Genomic DNA, 18,150 nt, shown 5'->3' on the forward strand with positions numbered 1-18,150 from the left:
GCGTTTAATGCTTGGTTGAAATGCGAAGCAATTGCATAAATTAATGTTATGCGTGTTGTTCGCTTTTTAAAGGGCCGCCTTGGTCTAACAATAATTCACGTAATTTGCAGAACACTTCTGGCGATTGACGAACTCCGTCGTGTTCGTAGCTATTGGTGATCCAAACTTGAGAGTGTCCGACTTGGCTCGCCGTTTTTAGCGACAATTCACGGGGCACGTACATGTCGTTGTGATACACAGCGGCGACAACGGGCACCTTGTTCTTGGCAAGTTTTTCGAGATCATAAAGTGGCGCGTAGTCTTGGTATTCCGCTAGGGCGTTTGCTGCATCCGCAAAAGGGCGCAGTGAGGAAATTTGATCAAACATCCACGGATAGATCATTTCGCCAGTAAGCATCAAAGGTGAATTAGATGCATCAAATTCACTAAACTGATCTCGCAGCTGTTGTGCGGCCCAGCTAGTGCTTTCATTAGGTCGGCCATAGATACTTTCATGAATCGCCGCAAATAGCGGGCCTTCATGGTAGCTGGTGATGTTCATTACTTGTTCTAAAAATACATCACTGAGTCGTGTTTTATCGCTGCCTGCAAAGGCTTCATCGACTAACCAATGCACTTGATCAATCCCAGGGCCCATTCCCAACAAAATACCAATGCTTTGGAAGCGTTCTAACGTAAGTTGGTCGCCATCAGGCAGCCGTACCGTTTCGTTAGTAAGGCATTGAGCGATTTTTGCTATGGTATTGGCGTCTTCCGGGTAACGCGCATAATAGTCTTGGTTCTTCTCGATCACGCGCTGATAAGTTAGCTGATATACCTCTTTTGCTGATTCTTCAAGCCCAGCCAATCCGCCCGTTACATAACATGCCGCCAGACCTTCTGGTGCTTGGGATAAGTACGCCAGCGTAATAAAGCCACCGTAGCTTTGTCCTAAGGTCTCAAATAAACGACCACCATAGACCGTTTTACGTAAGTGTTCGCAGTCGGCCACTATGCTGTCGGCACGGAATTTAAGTAGGTAATCTCGGCCGTCCTCCGCAGACAATTTACTGATAAGGTTAGTATCAATTCGGCTGCTGCGACCTGTGCCACGTTGATCGATTAAAATAACCCGATGGGTTTTTAATGCTTCCGCCATCCATGGTGGGGAGCCTGGCATTGGGCGAGGGGATTTTCCACCAGGCCCACCTTGTAAAAATAATAACAAAGGCAGCTCATCATCGGCGCGGTTTATATCCACTACTTCGCGAGCAAACAGTGTGATCGTTGGGGTGTTGCCAGCAGAATAATTAACGGAATTTTTATCACAGGAAGCCCAATCTAGAGGTACGTCCAACTCGTATTCGGTAATCTGCATGCCTTTCATCTTGTACTGTTTCTGTACTGCGTTCATTCTTACCTCGTTGTTATGTATAACGATTTGACGGTTTGTATTGTTGGATACTTTATACTTGATAAATGCGGGTGATGAAATGTTCAGCGACTTTTTTGGGCAGGTCGCTGTCGGCTAACAAAGTTGAAAGCCCTAGGTTGATTGAATGAATTTGATCTGGGCTTAAATCGTCTTCAATCTGGAATTCCGTGGTAATCCAATCTTTATCGTCATGGCCTTTTTCGATGTGGCGTGAAATCTTGTAATGCTCAATACGTTGAGCAAGAAAATAATTACTGACAAGTGTGAAATACTCTTCGGTTTCTTCTGGAGTAATATCGTGCTTAACAAGATACTCTTGCAATAGGTTTTCTTGAGGGACGTTGGACTTTAAATACGTCTCCATCAGTTTGCTGTCTTTCGTAAACGCCCCCATGCCTTTATAAAGATTGCTTAGCGTTACAATTACGCTCATGGATGCCGGAGTGGATGCTAGGTAATCTTCGAGCACCTGAACTGCCATTTTTGGAAAACCTAGGCTGTTAAGATGAGAAGCGTAGTTACTGTAAATAGTGGCATTATCTAGGTAATTTAATGTTTCGAAAAACGCTTTGCTCAACTCTTTTTGGTTACCCAGAGCCACTTGTAAATACATCATTGCCACGTGACTGTAGCCTTTAGACAGTTCGCTTAGATGACTCATTTTTACTCGAATATCTCGTTCAATACTGGCTTTTTCGAACTCAGTTAACACACTAAATGGCCCCATTTGATAGTAAAATTGCTCACATTGAGTCATTACATCATTCATGAGGTCGTTTATCGAAAGCTCGGACTGCGTCATCGTTTTTCCTACGTTCTCTATCATTTAGCCAATTCACCATGACTTGATCCTAGCAAATATGATTGAAGCACGACTATAGCCACTGACAAAAAGAGCAAGCTCAACATGATTTCAATGTAGAAACGACATAAATAGTGCAAAACTTGCTGTAGAGACGGTCCTTAGGCTTGTAATTGTTATTTTTAGTACTTATCTATTACTTTATCAATAATGATTGCGATATGGTTGTCAGACACCGTCTACATTATATTTATTACAAGAGAGAACTTCGGAGCGGCTTTATATGAAAAAACTAAATTTTTACCCAACAACTGATATCGACGAATTGGCTTGGCCTGAAGAAAATTATGACCTTACCATCGATTCCCCAGCACTGAGCTTTTTTACTGATTTTAAAAACAATAAACCGTTGATCGTTGAGTCCACATGGTCTGTGTTAAATGTTAAAGAGCTCATGCAAAAAGAGCATGTGCGCTTAAAATTTGTCATTGATGAAAATAAGCATTTTATTGGCGTTGTTAGTGCTGATGATCTGATCGAACGAAAAATTGTTCAAAAAGTTTCGGAGGGTTTGGAGCGAGCTGAAATCGTTGTTGCTGACCTAATGACAGCTAAAAAGAATCTAAAAGCATTGGATTGGCAGGATATTTCCAAAGCCAGCATTTCTGATGTCATCACCGCCCTTAAAAATGATGGTGAACGTCACTGTCTTGTTATGGATCGTGAGAATCACAAGATTCGAGGCATTTTTTCAGCCAGTGATATTTCGCGCAGACTGCGTCTTAACATCGATATTCAAGAAAAAACCAGCTTTTCTAAAGTATTTACCGCGACACTGTAAAATTCCAAAAAGACATTCTTTGATTGTCTGATCTTTTCATAGCCCCTTATTGCCTACTGTTCGTCCATAGGCAATAAGGGGCTATTTGGTTTAATGCAGTTAACTTAATCAACTTTTCGATAACATGGTCAAATACATTTACATGCAAAGCCATGCTGTCTTCTTCCTATGAAAACAGTTCTTTCAGCATTGGCTCAGGGTTGTTTAGGAAGGCTCTTGTTACTCCGTAATGTTCGGTGTCTTCGTATTTGACTGGGTAAATGCCAGTTTTATCGATTTGGTAAATTTTCGCTCCCGGATACGCCATCAGAATGGGGGAGTGCGTCGCTATGATGAATTGAGACTGATTGTTTATCAGTTGATGCATTCGACTTAATACAGCAAGTTGTCTTGTTGGTGAAAGCGCGGCTTCTGGTTCGTCAAGGAGATAAAGCCCATTTCCACCAAAACGCTTCAACATAAGAGCGAGAAAAGATTCACCATGGGATTGATGATGCAGCGACTTTCCGCCATAGCTATCTTTAATAAATGGTCCTGGCGAGGGGTCTTCATCTAATTCATCTATATTAGTGGCAACGTTATAGAAGCTTTCTGCTCGAAGAAAAAAGCCGTCTCGGTAGCGTTTAAAGGATTTCGAAAGGCGAAGGTAGCTATGTAGATCTGAATGAGTACTGCGTGTACCGAAGTTGAAGTTTTTTGTGCCGCCTTCTGCGTTGAAGCCCAGACTGACTGCAATGGCTTCGAGTAAGGTGGATTTGCCACTGCCGTTTTCCCCAACAAAAATAGTCACAGCTTTATCAAACTCAATAAAATCCAGTTCTTTTACCGCTGGGATAGAGAAAGGATAAACGTCAAAGGACTCGATCAAATCTCGTTTAAGTTCGATTGCTTTTAAATATGGCAGCGGTTCCATGCTCATTACTCTTGTTACTTGTTTAAGGGTTGCTCATATACAAAAGAGCCTCAAGTGAGGCCCTTTTATTGAGTGTTAAACATAATAGCAATATAGCGCTAAGCAATCCAAATCTGCTGTACGTTAACAAACTCCCGTATGCCTTGCGGGCCAAGTTCACGTCCATAACCGGATTTTCCAATCCCACCAGATGGCAACCTTGGGTCGCTTTTTACGATACCGTTCACAGCAATTTGTCCGGACTCTAGGGTCTCAATAGCTCTATCTATGGCCACTTGGTTGCTCGTCCAAATGCTGGCGCCTAAGCCATATTCTGTTTCGTTCGCCAATTCCAGAGCTTGATCAATCGTATCAATCGGCGTCACGCTGAGCACTGGGCCAAAGGTCTCTTCTTCAAACACTGTCATGCCAGGTTTTACATCAACCAATAACGTCGGCGGATAGAAAAAGCCCGAGCGAGAAGGTAAGTCGCCGCCAGTTAAACAGCGTGCACCCGCGTCGATGCTTGCAGATACTTGGCGATGTAATTGATCTCGTAAGTCTTCTCTCGCCAATGGCCCTAGATTATTACTTTCGTCTCTTGGATCACCACATTTAAGTTTGCTAAAGCGTTCACGCAGTGCTTCACAGACTTCGTTATAAATCGATTTTTCGACAAACAGGCGTTTTACGGCGATACAAGATTGCCCCGCATTTATCATGCGCGAGAGAGTTATAATATCGAGTGCTTTTTCTAAATCCGCATCGGCCATCAGAATGCAAGGATCAGAACCGCCAAGCTCTAAGACGGCTGGTTTTAATCCCGCTGCCGCTTGTGACGCAATGGATTGTCCCGCCTTACTTGAGCCGGTAAAAGACACGGCTTTTACTTGCGGATGGTCGATCATTTTACTCGCCACCGAGTTGTCGACGGCTAAGTTTGCGACGACGTTTTCGGGTACGCCAGCTTGATAAAAACATTCCACCAATTTTTTGGCTGTGGCAGGCACATTCGGATCGGCTTTTAGCACGCAAGTATTACCCGCCATCAAGGCAGGTGCCAAAAAGCGTAATGCCAACCAAACCGGTGCGTTCCAAGGCAAGATGCCCAACACCGTACCAAGAGGAGGGTATTGCACATAGCTGTGGCTCGCATCCGACTCTAAGCTTTCAGGTGTTAGAAATGCTTCACCATTATCGGCGTAATATTCCGCGCACCAAGCGCTTTTCTCGACTTCAGCTATGCCTTCTTTAATTGGCTTACCCATTTCAAGCGCCATTAAATCGGCCAGTTCGTGTTTGTTTTCTCGCATCGAAGCGGCAACGGCTTTTAATATAGCCGCTCGCTTTGGAAAGCTTTTCGCCTTCCATTCCGAGAAGCCTGCCGCCACCTTATCGATGGCAGAGCTTGCTTCATCGAGTGACAACGCAGCGCAAGAAGGTAAGGCTTGCCCAGTTGTAGGGTTAATGCTTTCAAGGGCTGCAGTTTCTAGTTTGGCTGCTGTTAACATAGTCACCTCCTAATTAGCTCGCTGCTTTCTCGGTTTGCTTGGTGTTCGATTTGGACTTTTTGACACCTTCTTTTGCTGGCAAGGTGTTGGATAGGTCAATAGCTTTCTTTTCCTGAGGCACGGCTATGCCGGATTCGGATTTCACCGTAAAGTCGCGATCCATGCTAAAGAAAGAGCGACAGCCATCTTCGGTAATTTCGATGGTATCGGAAATGCCACAGGTTTTATCGCCTTCAATGCCCCACATCCATGGAATCATATGGAAAGTCATACCTGGTTTTAGCACCGCAGAATTACCTTGTTTCAAGCTGATGATGTAGCCTTCATCCCAGCTTGGTGGGAAGGCGATGCCGATGGAGTAGCCAGAACGCGTGATTAAACTGGCACCGACTTGGTTGTCCATAATAATGTTTCGCACCATATTATCCACGTCCGACACTGTCATGCCCGGCTGCACCACGCGATGAATTTCATTGAGCGCGCGCTTCATGATTTCTTGTGATTGATACATGGCGTCAGATAATTCGCCAAGAATCACAGTGCGCATCATGGCGGTGTGATAACGGCGATAACAACCACCGACCTCCAAAAAGACGTGTTCATTCGGTTGAACCGTTCGACCTTCGAAAGTAGCGTGGCCTATCATGCTTCGTGGCCCAGAAGTCACGTAGGGCATGACTGCTGGTGTTTCGCCACCCGCGCGGAACATAGCCGCTGCTATTTCTGCACCGATTTCGTTTTCCGTAATGCCTGGGCGACAGATCTCAATGCCGGCTTTCATACCGGCTTCTGTCGCCAATGCAGCACGGCGCATTACCATGATTTCTTCTTGAGATTTGCAGATTCGGCCTTCTTCGACGATGCCGAAGCAATCCATCAATTTGGCGTTTTTCAATGTCGTGTGAATACAATCCTGCTGATAAGCTGGAAAGAAGTAGCTATTGCGTTCGTAACCAATACGCTTGTCAGCTAAACCAAATTCCCGCAGCGCATCCACTAGCATTTGAATCGCATCGCCTGTATCAGGGTAAGGTCGAGTTAGTTCAACCCATGTGCGAGCAAATATATTAGATTCTTCCAACGCTCGGGTGATCATAAAAGGCTCTTTTTCGAGCGGGATCACCAGTGCCTGAAAGAATGAATAACCAGTAGTTTGGTAATCCGTTAAATACGCGATGTTCTCTGGGTCTGTGATTACAATCGCATCTAAGCGGCGCTCGGCAATGCGAGCGCGCAATTCACCCAAGCGACGTTGGTATTCAGCAAAGGTAAAAGTCATATCATCACGTTCAATCATGCAGCTTCCTCCATCACGAAACGTACAGCGTCTTTTAAAATATCCAAGCCTTCTATTAAGTCTGCGTCAGGGATGGTCAATGGTGGAATAATCTTCAAGACGCGACCACCACTGCCGCACGCACCGAGCATCAAACCTTGTTTGAAGCAGCGTTGAACGACTTTGGCGGCCATTTCACCGCTGCCCATATCAAGGCCAAGAATCAGGCCTTTGCCGCGCAGTTCTTTGGCGCTGTTTTCGCTCACTAAGGGTTCTAGTGCGTTACGTACTGTTTTGACTTTATCGACGACTTCTTTCATCAGTGTATCGTCTTCAAAGTAGCTCAATGCGACTTCACCCGCTACAAAGGACAAGTTTTGCCCGCGGAAGGTGCCAGTGTGTTCGCCTGGCGACCAATGTTTATCCAAATCAGGGTGTACTAAGTTCATTGCCATTGGAGTCCCCGCGCCGCCAATGCCTTTGGCCAAGGTAATAATGTCTGGGCTGATGCCCATATCATCAAAGCTAAAGTAAGACCCTGTGCGACCGCAGCCTACTTGAATGTCATCAACGATCAGCACTGAGCCAAATTCTTTGGCGAGTTTTTCCAGTTTTTGCATCCATTCTTTACTAGCGACATTCACACCGCCTTCCGCTTGAATCGTTTCTACCATGAAGGCCGCTGGTGGTTTAATACCACTGGATGGGTCGCGGTATTGGCTCGCTAATGTGTCTAACGCCGCAAGTGACGTTTCTTGATCGTGTTCTTGATCGAATAATTCATGGCTGACATGCAGCAAAGGCACACCGGAAGCCTGACGGAAATATTCATTTGCTGTTGCCGCCAAAGCACCCAGTGTCATGCCGTGAAAGCCTTGGCTAAAAGCGACGATATCGTGGCGGCCTGTGGCTTTACGAGCTAACTTCATGGCAGCTTCGACGGCGTTGGTGCCTGTTGGTCCCATGAACTGCATGCAATGCGGCATGTTTCTTGGCTTAAGAATGACGTCGGTAAACTTCTGCATAAATTGGGCTTTTGCCTGGGTTTGCATATCCAAGCTGTGCAGCACGCCATCTTTTTGCATGTAGTCAATCATGGCGTCTTTCATGTGTGGGTTGTTGTGACCAAAATTAAGTACCCCAGCGCCGGCGAAGAAATCGATGTATTCCTTGCCGTTTTCGTCAATCTGGCGAGCGTTTTTTGCCGTAACAAAAACCGTTGGGTACGTGCGAGCGTAAGCTCGAATATTGGATTCTCGTTGTTCGAAAATAGTCATAACGTCTCCTCAAAAGGTCTTATATCTATGACCTTTGGTTCGGGTTTTTGGATTTTATTGCTTGGGTATTGAGTGTTTTGGTAGTGATTGATCGGTAAGGCCGGCAAGTTGGCAAAACCAACGGCAGACATCTGCAATCAAGCGATCATTGAAATCGTAATGTGGGCTGTGGCAAGACACGTTATGGCCTTCGCCATCATCGCTACCAATCAGAGCAAACGCACCGGGAATAGCTTGTAAGTAATAGCTAAAATCTTCCGACGCCATGATAGGCAAGGCTTGTCCATGATTAAGTGTTTGCTCGCCATAAAGTGATTGCCATACCTCGCGACCATAAGTCGCTTGGGCTTTATGGTTAATGGTCGCTTGGTAGCGCATATCATGTTCGACAATGCATTCCACGCCATAAGCTGCTGCCGTTTGCGTAGCGACATCGGTAATGTGTTTATTAATTAACCTTCGTGTCGCTTCGTCTGGAACGCGAATGCTGCCACTTAGTGTCGCTTCTTCTGGGATTACCGTTGGCGCAGTTCCACCGTGTATTTGCGTGACACTGATAACTGCAGTTGCTTGCGGCGCAATACGCCGGCTGACAATTTGCTGCAAAGCAACATTAACTGCGCTTGCAGCCAGCAATGGATCAGCGCACAGCTCTGGTTGGCTGGCGTGACCGCCACGGCCTTTAAATTTCATGCTGAAAGTGCCATTACCACACATGACAATGTTGTCTGGGCAAGCAATCGTGCCATAAGGCAAAGCTGGCCAGTTGTGCCACCCGTAAATCTCACCGACATTTTCCAACGCGCCATCTTTGATCATTTCACGAGCGCCATGAAAACCTTCTTCGGCTGGCTGAAAGATTAATACCACAGGCTGAGGCAATTCTTTTTCAAACTGTTTTAACCAGCGAGCCGTTGCTAGCAAGGTTGCGGTATGGCCATCGTGACCGCAGGCGTGCATACAGCCATGATTTACCGACTGCCATTCCTTACCTGTTTGTTCGTCTATAGGTAAGGCATCCATGTCGCCTCGTAACGCAATCGCAGTACCTTTGGCTTCTTCATTGAGCAAAGCTACCGTTCCCGTATCGGCACAAGCACGCCATGGAATGTCTAATTCATCGAGTTGGTTTCGTACCAATGACGCGGTGTTTTTTTCTTGCCAGCTAAGCTCGGGGTGAGCGTGCAACTGCTTCCGCAATTTTTCAGCGAAGATGATATTGTCTTGCCATAATTTCTGCATAAACGCCTCCCTGAAAAGATTTTTAAACTTTGTTTAATTCGAAAACTTCATACAGTAGTAATTAAATAATTTGTGACTTGCAAGGCCGAAAAATAGAAAAATTGTTAAATAAAAGTAGATAAGGAAGGGAATATAAGAAGGAAAAAACAAAAAAAGCGCTCAAAACAAACACATAGATGAAAGTGTAAAAAATATTAAAAAAAACTAAAATTCACATTTTTATCAATTAAATAAGCTTATTTTCGTGCTCTAAAAATGCGCGTAATCGCCCTAAAAATAGGCGTTTAGAGTAGAAAATATAAATTTTAAATAGGTGTCATCTCTAATGATTAGTTATGTAACCTTTAAATTGGTAAAAGTTAGAGATCTAATTATAGTAGGCTGTTTTGTGTTGAGCCTAATTCTTTCGAAAAAGAGATTTTGGAGTTATTAGCTCTGTGATTCACACAGGTAAATAAAGCGCACATAACTTAATACACATTAAGTCGATTTATAAAAAGTAGAGGGGGTGGAATTAAGGGAGGTATGAATAAGTCTACTAAACCTCAACTGAGCAGTCATAAAAAATGCCAGACCATATAGTAATAGACTGGCATTGAGCACCTTAATGAGCTTGAAGACCCTTTAGATAGGGTAGTGCTGCTTTGGATCTTCGATTGTTATCCAGCGTGAATCAGTAAATTCAGCAATGCCAGCTTTGCCACCGAAGCGACCATAACCAGAATCACCAACCCCTCCGAATGGCATTTGAGGCTCATCACCTACGGTTGGCCCATTAATATGGCAAATTCCGCTTCTAATGGCATTGGCGCAGGCAAGTGCTCGATTGATGTCTTGTGAAAAGACAGCAGCGGATAATCCGTACTCGCTGTCATTGGCGACCTCGATAGCTTCTTCATCGCTATTGACGCGAATAATAGATTTTACAGGCCCGAAACTTTCTTCAGTGTAAATGCGCATGGTGTCATTAACGCCATCTAACAGAGTGGCAGAGAAGATAGCGCCATCGTTTTCGCCTCCACATGCCAGTTTGGCGCCTTTTGCTACCGCATCATCGATTAAATCGTGCATTTTATCGGAGACTTCTGGGTTAACGAGTGAGCCTAGAACGACTGCATCACGAGGATTTCCCCATGGTAATGCTGAAGCACGAGCTACTAGTTTCGTTACAAAATCGTCTGCAATGGCTTCATCTACAATAACGCGCTCGGTGGACATACAAATTTGACCTTGGTTCATGAATGCGCCAAAGATAGCCGCGTTCACAGCACCTTCTATATCGGCATCAGACAGGACTATGAGCGGTGCTTTTCCGCCGAGTTCGAGTAGGGCTGGCTTCAGGTTTTCACCCGCAATACGTCCGATGATACGTCCAACAGGGCTAGAGCCTGTAAAGTTAACGTGACGTACTTCTGGCGCTTCGATTAGGGCTTTTACTATGCTTGGGGCATCGCTTGGGTCATTCGAAATTAGGTTCACAACGCCTGCTGGGAATCCTGCTTCTAAAAAACAGTCGATGATTAAACGATGGGTTAGAGGGCAAAATTCGGAACTTTTTAATATCACGGTATTACCGCATGCTAAAGGTGTCGCAATGGCCCTAGAGCCTAAGATAATAGGCGCATTCCATGGAGCCATAGCCAAACAAACGCCTTTGGGTTTATTAATCGACATGGCCAAGGTTCCCGGTTTGTTTGATGGGATCACTTCGCCACCCATTTGTGTAGTTAATGCTGCCGCTTCACGAATATGTCCGGCGGCTAGCATAACGTTAAAGCCAGCCCAAGGACCTGTGGCCCCAGTCTCGGCTATCATGGCAGCAATAAATTCGTCTTGCTTCGTTTCCATAATATCGGCCGCTTTATTGAGCAAATTACGGCGTTCGGCTGGGCCTGATTGTGCCCAAGCCGGGAAGGCAAGTGCAGCAGCTTTAGTGGCTGCGTTTACATCGTCAAGCGTGGCTGCCGCTGAGGTAGAGGCAACTTGCCCTGTAACGGGATCTAAACGGTTATATTCTTTGCGGCTACTGGCTGTTAGGTCATTACCGCCAATGCTTAATAAAACAGTCATAACGTTTCTCCTTTTTATAATTTTAATGCTTAATTATTTTTGTTGATCTTGTTGATCTTGTTGATCTTGTTGATGCCATAAGAGCCTCTTTTCATTATCGTGGGTTAAGTGATAAGGATTGGAAGCTAGGTCGGTGAGACAGTAATCCAGCTCACTTCGGTGAATTCGTCCACGCAAGCGTCGCTACCAAATCGTCCATAGCCACTGGCTTTTAATCCGCCAAAAGGCATCGCTGGGTCATCTTTTACGGTGGCGGAATTGATATGGCAGGCACCGGATTCAAGCAGACAAGCCATTCTTCTGGCGAGTGGGATATCTCGGGTAAAAATGGCAGAGGCAAGTCCATATTCGCAATTATTGGCGACGGTAATAGCTTCTTCTGGTGAATCTACACGATAAATTCCGGCAATTGGGCCAAAGCATTCTTCCGAGTAAATCCGCATCATGGGAGTAATGTGGTCTAGCAAAGTCGCATCAATAAATTGGCCTCTGCGCTGTGTACCTGATATAAGCGTTGCCCCCTTATCGAGAGCATCTTCAATAAGTGCGGATAACCGTGAAGCGATGGAAGGACTTGCTACGGGCCCGAGTTTAACGCCTTTTCGACGAGGGTCTCCTGATACCAGGTCAGCAACCATCTCTTTTAGTATGCCAATAAACTCGTCTGCAATAACTTGCTCAACAATAATTCGATCCGTCGCCATACAGATTTGGCCTTGATTTAAAAAAGCGCCGTAAACCGCTTCACGTGCGGCCAGCTGTAAATCAGCGTCTTTTAAAACAATTAGTGGCGATTTACCGCCTAGCTCCAAAAGACAGCGCTTGAGGTGTTGTGCTGCCAGACCTGCAATTATTTTTCCTATACGAGTAGAACCAGTGAAATTAACCCGTCGTATTGACGGGTTCGCAATGAAGCTAGCGATGACTTCTTCAGCATGTTCTGGTGCATTCGTCATGACAGAAATTACGCCTTTTGGAACGCCTGCTTCGTGTAGTACTTCCGCTATTAGAGAATGTGTGGCTGGCGAGAGTTCAGACGCTTTAAGAATAACGCTGTTGCCAAAAGCCAATGGGAAGACGACGGAGCGCATGGCCAACACAATAGGTGCATTCCAGGGCGCAATGGCAAGGCATACGCCAACTGGCTGGCGGACAATATAGGAATCGGATGTTTCATTCTCGGCAAGGGACGAAGGGTGTTTAAGTGCCAAAGCAACTGCAGCTTCTATGGCTTCACCAGCGACATTGATATTGAAATCAACCCAGTCATTCACCGCGCCAATTTCCGTAAGCATCAACTGAGCAAAACGATCTCTGTACTTAGGCATGAGCTGTTTTGCACGGCGTAGAATTTTAGCTCGTTCGGAAACGTGGGTCGTAGACCATTTTGAAAAATTAGCGGCTGCGACCGCAGTCATGTGCTCTGCATCTTCTACGCGACCAGATGCCGCGCGAGAAGCGACCAAATTAGTGCTCGGGTCTAATCTTTCAAAATAGCCGCCAGCCGCTGCTGGTGTGTATTGTCCGCCAATGAACAAGTTCACTTCGGGTATGATAGATGGATCTACATCTTGGTACATAATGTTCAAAATTACACCTTGCCGTTATTAGATTTTTTATCGGTCGATGAGTAACGGTTAAAAGACTAACAGCTATATTTTCTATAAACATGTTAAATTATGGCTTAATATTGTTAAATTCTGGTTTATTTGATGGTTTCTAGAGGAAAAACGATGCTGACAAATATCATTGGCTCGATGGTGCGGTTTGAGTCTATTCAACCCGGTTTGCAATCTCGAATATTTAGCACGGGCAATGACAACTTTTTTGATTTCAATTTAATCGGCATCATTCAGCGTGGCGATGCGACTGTCTCGATGGAGGAAATGCATCAGGTTACAGAGTCTTCTATTTTCTGTATTCCTCACAAAAAACAAGCCAAGGTATTAGTGCCTGCAGGTAGTCAGGTTTGGTTGTTAGGTTATCGAGATGAGCTTAGCTCTCTGGTGACAGGGTCTGACTTAGACAGTGCCAAACTTGAAACATTGATGCGACAATTCACCATTACATCGAGTTCAAAACAAGACATAGACGAAGAGTTTTTACCTCTTATGAAGTTATTAAAGGCCGAAATATCCACTACCAATAAGCGCTCGCGTACAGTAATTTGCTCCATTATTCGTGTTTTGCTTATCGGTATTTATCGCCTTAGCAACATCGAATCTATTCGACTAACGCATTCCCCTGATGAACTCGTGCTTCAACAGTTTCGTCAGATTGTGGAGGTCGAATACCGGAATAGAAGGCCAGTTTCTTATTATTGCGAGGAACTGATTATGACCTATGACCGATTACATGCAATCTGCCAACGCAACTTAAAAAAGTCGCCCTTGCAGCTGATAAATAGCAGAGTGCTGATAGAAGCCACATCGAGACTTAAAAAGTCCGCAGGATCCATACAAGCTATTGCCAATGACCTAGGCTACAGTGATGGCAGCCAGTTTAGTCATTTTTTTAAAAAGGAAACAGGCATTTCACCCAGTCAATTTAAGCGTAATCACACAGAGAAAGGTGTCATTGAAAGTGATGAAAATACACCTGACTTTTCGGATTGGCCGTAAGCTAAGAGTGTCTGTCAGCGCTCGTAGCCCATATTTTTTTCCATTTCTGGCTTGCATCTGTTTGATGTCTTGCTCAAAACGCTCTGGAGAGAAATCGACCAGATCTTGATCTTCGTAATGTTTAACAAACAAATCTTAGTTGCCTGTGTCATCGGCTTTCAGCTTTGAGTTCTGGCATATTCGTGTGCTTACTTAGTCATTAGTATTCTGAGCGAATGGGTATTCAAACCTGCAATATTTTGGGTCAATTTAAAACAACAAAACCACCTTAAATTGCATAAAGTGGTTTTGGGGTACTATCTCTCTAACTAAAGCTGAGGGAAAATTAGTGGCTAATACCGCTACCGCCAGCAATGACAATATTATAAGGAATGCCATCAATTTTAATGCTCTTTGACTCAGAGAAGTCCTTTGCATTAATGAGGCGTATCAGGCCAGCATTTGGGTCAGTTATAACAATATTATCACCAGCCATGGCTAAGCGAGGTCTTGGGTCATTCCAGTGCCCGTCCATACTGTATGGCGCGGTTACGCGAGTGCTTTTTTCGATTTCACCACTTAATAAGTTAATACGGTGGATTTCACCATTTTCGGTTAGAACGTAGGCATTCTGAAGCTTAACTGGATCTAAAATGAAGTCCACACGGCGGAATGGCAGCTCCACAAGCTGCATGTAAGGTGCTTCTGTTGGATCTATAATGGCTAAGCCTTTTTTGCCATAGTTGCCAAGGAATATCTGAAAGGATTTAGAGCCTAGTAAGGTGCCTGTCGCTTCCCCTTTTGGAAAGTCTGCTGGATAAGGAAGCATTTTGTATTCTGTACCGTTTTTACCTGCTTTTGCGGCTAAAACTCCTTCTTTACAACCGACTGTCAGGTAAGTGCCAGAGAAGGCTTCTCCATGTAATCCTGTGCAAGTTTGCAGTTCACCTACGGTTGTTCCGTCTGTCTTGATTGCTTGTAAGCCTATACGTGGTGGGGCATGACCTTCTTCTGCTTCGTTCGATGCAACACTAGAAAGCCAGTTATCCTTCCAAGATGTCACAAAACCATGATGAGCATGATTTTGTTTAACACGTGTTACTTCAATGTGACTCTCAGTCAGTTCATGGCTGTCCAATACATCAGCGTACCCACCTTTATCAAAGTTGATGGACACGAGACCATCGTGCTCAACTAGATGAAATGGGCGAGGGCCCTTAAGCACTTTTTTTAGTGCAACAGGATCGTTGATTTCTATATCAGTATGAGCACCATGATCATGGAAGTGAAAGCCGGATTGAATAAAGTTCACCTGATCATTATCAGATTGAACAGCAACGATTAGACCATTGTTGGAAACAGAGTAAAGCTTGCTTTGTCCTGCAGTATTAAAGGTCCAACGCTTACTTGGGTTATCTAAATCAAAAGCGGTGACTTGTGGTGTAGCGTGATCACCAATAAATACGCGATAACGAGTCATGCTGTCATCGTGGTTCTCGCTTGCAATCGCAGTGGTACTAATGCTCATTGCGAGAAGGCTAACACTGCTAAGGCGTTTGATCATTCAGTTCTCTCCTTGGAAATTATAATTTTTACTTAATGCTGGGTTCGTTTTTCGCATTAATAACTAATGTCAACCTAGGCTAACAGGAAAGAAATGTTATATCATAACATTGCCGTGCACAATAAGAGACTATGGCCAGTTTCTAGACTTGAATAGGGAAAGCTTAGCTAAATTAAGTGTTGCTAGACAGAAGACGCACTTAATGACTGAACGCGAGCCAGTGCATTACGAACAATTAAAACGTGAAAGGGCAGAATGGTTTTAAGGTAAATTTTTCCGCCAATATTATGTGGGTGAACCCAAGTCGATAAAAATACTCGCCCGTCTTGAGCGATGACAGACACCCTAAAATCCAAATGTTTGTCGTTAAACCCTGCGATCAACTCTTGATCATTCTCTGATTCAACGGGGAAAAAGCCAACCTTGTCTGCTGCTTCTGGTCCATCGTTCAATAGACCAAATTTTGAAACGGCAGAGTTTCGTATGCTGACTAGAAAACGCGCCCATCCGGGAAAGTCTGTAATAATTTCAGCAGCTTCGCGAGGTGATAAATTGGATTGAACAGCGTAGCAATCGATGAAATCAGATTGCTGGATACGATCACTAAGAAGGCTGTTGCTAGGAAGTTCCGTTTCTATTACTTTGCTCATAGTAGGCCTTGGGTCTGAAAGATAAGATACACTTAGAATAAATATTTGGGTTGGCTTCTTGAGGCATATTTCACCAAGTACATCAAAAGGTGAATGATAGATATTTGAGGAGCCATACCTGATTGATCTTTTAAATTAATTAGGTCTGTTTAATTTTAAGGTGCGCTAGGGAAAACCATTGGGATTTTAAACTTGATTCTTGATTCGGCTCTATTTGCTTCAGATTGTTTGTTGTTCGCCCCCAATTCTATTGAGCCTACTTTTATAGCAAATTTACCACCTGCTTCACTGTTATCAGAAGCTGACACAGCAACATCAAATGTCACAGACTCAACTATTCGATCATAATTTTTTGATTCATCCAAACGTCCATAGTTTTGTCGAGCATCAGAATTCACATAGACATTATTTGGGTTGATGATAGCTGAACTGTCTTTTAGTTCTTGATTAGCCTCTTCAATTCCTTTAGATATCTGAACAAATGTTTCTCTTATAAAGTCTTTAAGTTCCATGCTTTATCCTTAGGTTTCTGTGGTTTCATTAATTCGATTGAAACAGATTTATAATAAAATTATTAATTGGTGAGTTCTGATACAAGTCTACTAATGCTATTGTTGTGGTCTATAATGCTCCCCTTGATAACAGCATCTTTATATATAAGAGCAAGTTCATTGAGGTCATTTTGGGATAGTACTTTGTTTTCTACTGCAGATTTTGCTGTTGCTATAACTTTATTTGCAAGTAGAGATTGTCGAATATTTGAGACTCGTTCAATCAAAAAAAATGCTTGAGCGGGTGTTGGATTGGTAATAACTGAGTCAAAAAAATAATTCATTGCAGGAATTACACCAAAGCATTTATTTTCAAACCTAACTGAAGAAATATAAATTTCTAAGATCTGTTGTTTCTTTAAGATCTTATTTAACCAAGGTGCTAAGAGGATTTCTATTGCCTTTCTGCGTTTGGTCTTTTTGAGATCAAGTATGAATAAAGTTCGTATTAGTTGTTGGTGAATAGTAGAGCCTCCAGACCTACGTTTGAGGTTGAAAAGGCTGAGGAATCCACGGACAATTGCTTTAAAACTAACGCCACCGTGTTGGTAAAAACCTCTATCTTCGATAAAAACTAATAGCTTGATTAAGTTTGTCAGTGAGACCTTCATTCTATCAGTTTCATAGGTGGCTAATGTTGCTCTATAAACTAAATATTCAATATTTGATGCAATAGGTAAGCGAATGAAACTTCCAATAAATTTGGTAAATAAAAGTCTCATGGTTTCATGAGTGTCAAGCAATGATGATCTAAATGTATATGTGAGGATTGTAATCCATAGAAAATTTGTTAATAAGATAAATGAAACCGAATTTTCTGATACTAATGAAAGTTCTATGCTTTTAATTAACAATGCCGATAGTAGGAAACATATACAGCTAGATATAATCAATAATATCCAGAAAGGGTATGCTGCATAAGTAAACCAACCAGGAAATAGCCGGATAGATAGTGGTTGATCTGCGCCTTCTATCCGCCAATTCGGTAGAACCAAATGTATTCGACCATAAGATAACCCAAGCATTCTACGTAAAGTAACAACCTTTCGGCTCGCAAAAATGATTGCTCTTTGTCTATCTGCAAAATATCGAATGCTAACAAGAGAGAAGAGGCTAACCATGAGTAACAGGGCTAAGGGGATTGAATAGCTGGGAAGTACAGAATCTAAAGTGTTTGATAAATTTTCTGTTGAACTTACTGCTAATGAACCCAAGGTCGCTGCTGCTACTAAAGTAATATTTGAAGCATTGAGAAAGACTCGCTCTTCTGACTCAAGTGCTTTAGCTGCTACGCTATATTCTTCAAGAGCAATATCTCTTTCAGAAAAATGATAAGTTGGGAAGTGTTGTTTCCAGCCTTCATTTTGATCGTCATGAATCATTTTCATTCCATTTTTCTAATAGCTGTAAAATTAGAGAAGGGCAATAATGTTATGCCTTTATATTTTCATTCTTTGATA

15 protein-coding genes are annotated in these 18,150 nt (G+C 43.5%); 2 read left to right on the plus strand and 13 right to left on the minus strand.

The annotated features are described in order from the left end of the window. Window positions 1–46: 46 nt before the first annotated feature. Together JSY38_RS17825 and JSY38_RS17830 are read right to left on the minus strand one after the other, a co-directional pair. A complete protein-coding gene (locus JSY38_RS17825) occupies window positions 47–1,393 on the minus strand; it encodes an alpha/beta fold hydrolase (RefSeq protein ID WP_205114521.1) in 1,347 nt (448 codons plus the stop codon). A 52-nt stretch (window positions 1,394–1,445) separates the two neighbouring features. After that, the gene (locus JSY38_RS17830; protein WP_205114522.1) at window positions 1,446–2,216 is read right to left on the minus strand and encodes a hypothetical protein; all 771 of its coding nucleotides are present in this window, start codon (window positions 2,214–2,216) and stop codon (window positions 1,446–1,448) included. A 283-nt stretch (window positions 2,217–2,499) separates the two neighbouring features. On the opposite strand from JSY38_RS17830, the gene JSY38_RS17835 reads away from it, so the two are divergent. Then, window positions 2,500–3,057 (plus strand): CBS domain-containing protein, encoded by a 558-nt coding sequence (locus JSY38_RS17835; RefSeq protein ID WP_114413374.1) that lies wholly within the window; start codon window positions 2,500–2,502, stop codon window positions 3,055–3,057. Window positions 3,058–3,223: 166 nt separating this feature from the next. Here the strand turns inward: JSY38_RS17835 and JSY38_RS17840 are convergent, their stop codons facing one another. From JSY38_RS17840 to JSY38_RS17870, 7 genes are all read right to left on the minus strand, one after another. Then, window positions 3,224–3,970 (minus strand): AAA family ATPase, encoded by a 747-nt coding sequence (locus tag JSY38_RS17840; RefSeq protein WP_239544043.1) that lies wholly within the window; start codon window positions 3,968–3,970, stop codon window positions 3,224–3,226. A gap of 98 nt (window positions 3,971–4,068) precedes the next feature. Further along, entirely contained in the window at window positions 4,069–5,460 is a 1,392-nt protein-coding gene (locus tag JSY38_RS17845) for an NAD-dependent succinate-semialdehyde dehydrogenase (protein ID WP_205114524.1), read from the minus strand. A gap of 13 nt (window positions 5,461–5,473) precedes the next feature. Beyond that, the gene (gene doeA / locus JSY38_RS17850) at window positions 5,474–6,757 is read right to left on the minus strand and encodes an ectoine hydrolase (protein ID WP_205114525.1); all 1,284 of its coding nucleotides are present in this window, start codon (window positions 6,755–6,757) and stop codon (window positions 5,474–5,476) included. After that, entirely contained in the window at window positions 6,754–8,013 is a 1,260-nt protein-coding gene (locus JSY38_RS17855; RefSeq protein ID WP_205114526.1) for an aspartate aminotransferase family protein, read from the minus strand. Before JSY38_RS17855 ends, doeA begins: the two co-directional genes overlap by 4 nt. Window positions 8,014–8,067: 54 nt before the next feature. After that, window positions 8,068–9,255 carry a N(2)-acetyl-L-2,4-diaminobutanoate deacetylase DoeB2 gene (gene doeB2 / locus JSY38_RS17860; protein ID WP_205114528.1) on the minus strand — a complete coding sequence of 396 codons (1,188 nt, stop codon included), beginning with the start codon at window positions 9,253–9,255 and terminating at the stop codon, window positions 8,068–8,070. 624 nt (window positions 9,256–9,879) lie between these two features. Further along, window positions 9,880–11,325 (minus strand): aldehyde dehydrogenase, encoded by a 1,446-nt coding sequence (locus JSY38_RS17865; protein ID WP_205114530.1) that lies wholly within the window; start codon window positions 11,323–11,325, stop codon window positions 9,880–9,882. A gap of 125 nt (window positions 11,326–11,450) precedes the next feature. Continuing rightward, window positions 11,451–12,905, minus strand: a complete 1,455-nt coding sequence (locus JSY38_RS17870; protein WP_205116951.1) for an aldehyde dehydrogenase — start codon at window positions 12,903–12,905, stop codon at window positions 11,451–11,453. 153 nt (window positions 12,906–13,058) lie between these two features. Here JSY38_RS17870 and JSY38_RS17875 point away from each other — a divergent pair, with 153 nt between their 5' ends. Beyond that, a complete protein-coding gene (locus JSY38_RS17875; RefSeq protein WP_205114532.1) occupies window positions 13,059–13,946 on the plus strand; it encodes a helix-turn-helix domain-containing protein in 888 nt (295 codons plus the stop codon). A 325-nt stretch (window positions 13,947–14,271) separates the two neighbouring features. Here the strand turns inward: JSY38_RS17875 and JSY38_RS17880 are convergent, their stop codons facing one another. From JSY38_RS17880 to JSY38_RS17895, 4 genes are all read right to left on the minus strand, one after another. After that, window positions 14,272–15,489: a metallochaperone AztD gene (locus JSY38_RS17880; protein WP_205114534.1), complete on the minus strand. Its 1,218-nt coding sequence runs from the start codon at window positions 15,487–15,489 to the stop codon at window positions 14,272–14,274. Window positions 15,490–15,671: 182 nt separating this feature from the next. Further along, complete coding sequence (locus JSY38_RS17885; RefSeq protein WP_205114536.1) at window positions 15,672–16,139, minus strand: DUF2867 domain-containing protein; 468 nt, start codon at window positions 16,137–16,139, stop codon at window positions 15,672–15,674. Between the two features lie 155 nt (window positions 16,140–16,294). Next, window positions 16,295–16,651 carry a hypothetical protein gene (locus JSY38_RS17890; protein ID WP_205114538.1) on the minus strand — a complete coding sequence of 119 codons (357 nt, stop codon included), beginning with the start codon at window positions 16,649–16,651 and terminating at the stop codon, window positions 16,295–16,297. A 62-nt stretch (window positions 16,652–16,713) separates the two neighbouring features. Continuing rightward, complete coding sequence (locus JSY38_RS17895) at window positions 16,714–18,072, minus strand: biosynthetic peptidoglycan transglycosylase (protein ID WP_205114541.1); 1,359 nt, start codon at window positions 18,070–18,072, stop codon at window positions 16,714–16,716. Window positions 18,073–18,150 lie beyond the last annotated feature (78 nt).

Origin of the sequence: Marinomonas foliarum (genome assembly GCF_016906065.1) — a bacterium.
In the GTDB taxonomy this organism is placed as follows: domain Bacteria; phylum Pseudomonadota; class Gammaproteobacteria; order Pseudomonadales; family Marinomonadaceae; genus Marinomonas; species Marinomonas foliarum.

Bases quoted from the DNA above. Each gene is read 5' to 3' on its own strand.
- doeB2 (WP_205114528.1), bottom strand. From the start codon at position 9,255: ATGCAGAAATTATGGCAAGACAATATCATCTTCGCTGAAAAATTGCGG.
- doeA (WP_205114525.1), bottom strand. From the start codon at position 6,757: ATGATTGAACGTGATGATATGACTTTTACCTTTGCTGAATACCAACGT.
- JSY38_RS17830 (WP_205114522.1), bottom strand. From the start codon at position 2,216: ATGACGCAGTCCGAGCTTTCGATAAACGACCTCATGAATGATGTAATG.
- JSY38_RS17865 (WP_205114530.1), bottom strand. From the start codon at position 11,325: ATGACTGTTTTATTAAGCATTGGCGGTAATGACCTAACAGCCAGTAGC.
- JSY38_RS17890 (WP_205114538.1), bottom strand. From the start codon at position 16,651: ATGGAACTTAAAGACTTTATAAGAGAAACATTTGTTCAGATATCTAAA.
- JSY38_RS17835 (WP_114413374.1), top strand. From the start codon at position 2,500: ATGAAAAAACTAAATTTTTACCCAACAACTGATATCGACGAATTGGCT.
- JSY38_RS17895 (WP_205114541.1), bottom strand. From the start codon at position 18,072: ATGATTCATGACGATCAAAATGAAGGCTGGAAACAACACTTCCCAACT.
- JSY38_RS17855 (WP_205114526.1), bottom strand. From the start codon at position 8,013: ATGACTATTTTCGAACAACGAGAATCCAATATTCGAGCTTACGCTCGC.
- JSY38_RS17825 (WP_205114521.1), bottom strand. From the start codon at position 1,393: ATGAACGCAGTACAGAAACAGTACAAGATGAAAGGCATGCAGATTACC.
- JSY38_RS17845 (WP_205114524.1), bottom strand. From the start codon at position 5,460: ATGTTAACAGCAGCCAAACTAGAAACTGCAGCCCTTGAAAGCATTAAC.
- JSY38_RS17875 (WP_205114532.1), top strand. From the start codon at position 13,059: ATGCTGACAAATATCATTGGCTCGATGGTGCGGTTTGAGTCTATTCAA.
- JSY38_RS17880 (WP_205114534.1), bottom strand. From the start codon at position 15,489: ATGATCAAACGCCTTAGCAGTGTTAGCCTTCTCGCAATGAGCATTAGT.
- JSY38_RS17870 (WP_205116951.1), bottom strand. From the start codon at position 12,905: ATGTACCAAGATGTAGATCCATCTATCATACCCGAAGTGAACTTGTTC.
- JSY38_RS17840 (WP_239544043.1), bottom strand. From the start codon at position 3,970: ATGGAACCGCTGCCATATTTAAAAGCAATCGAACTTAAACGAGATTTG.
- JSY38_RS17885 (WP_205114536.1), bottom strand. From the start codon at position 16,139: ATGAGCAAAGTAATAGAAACGGAACTTCCTAGCAACAGCCTTCTTAGT.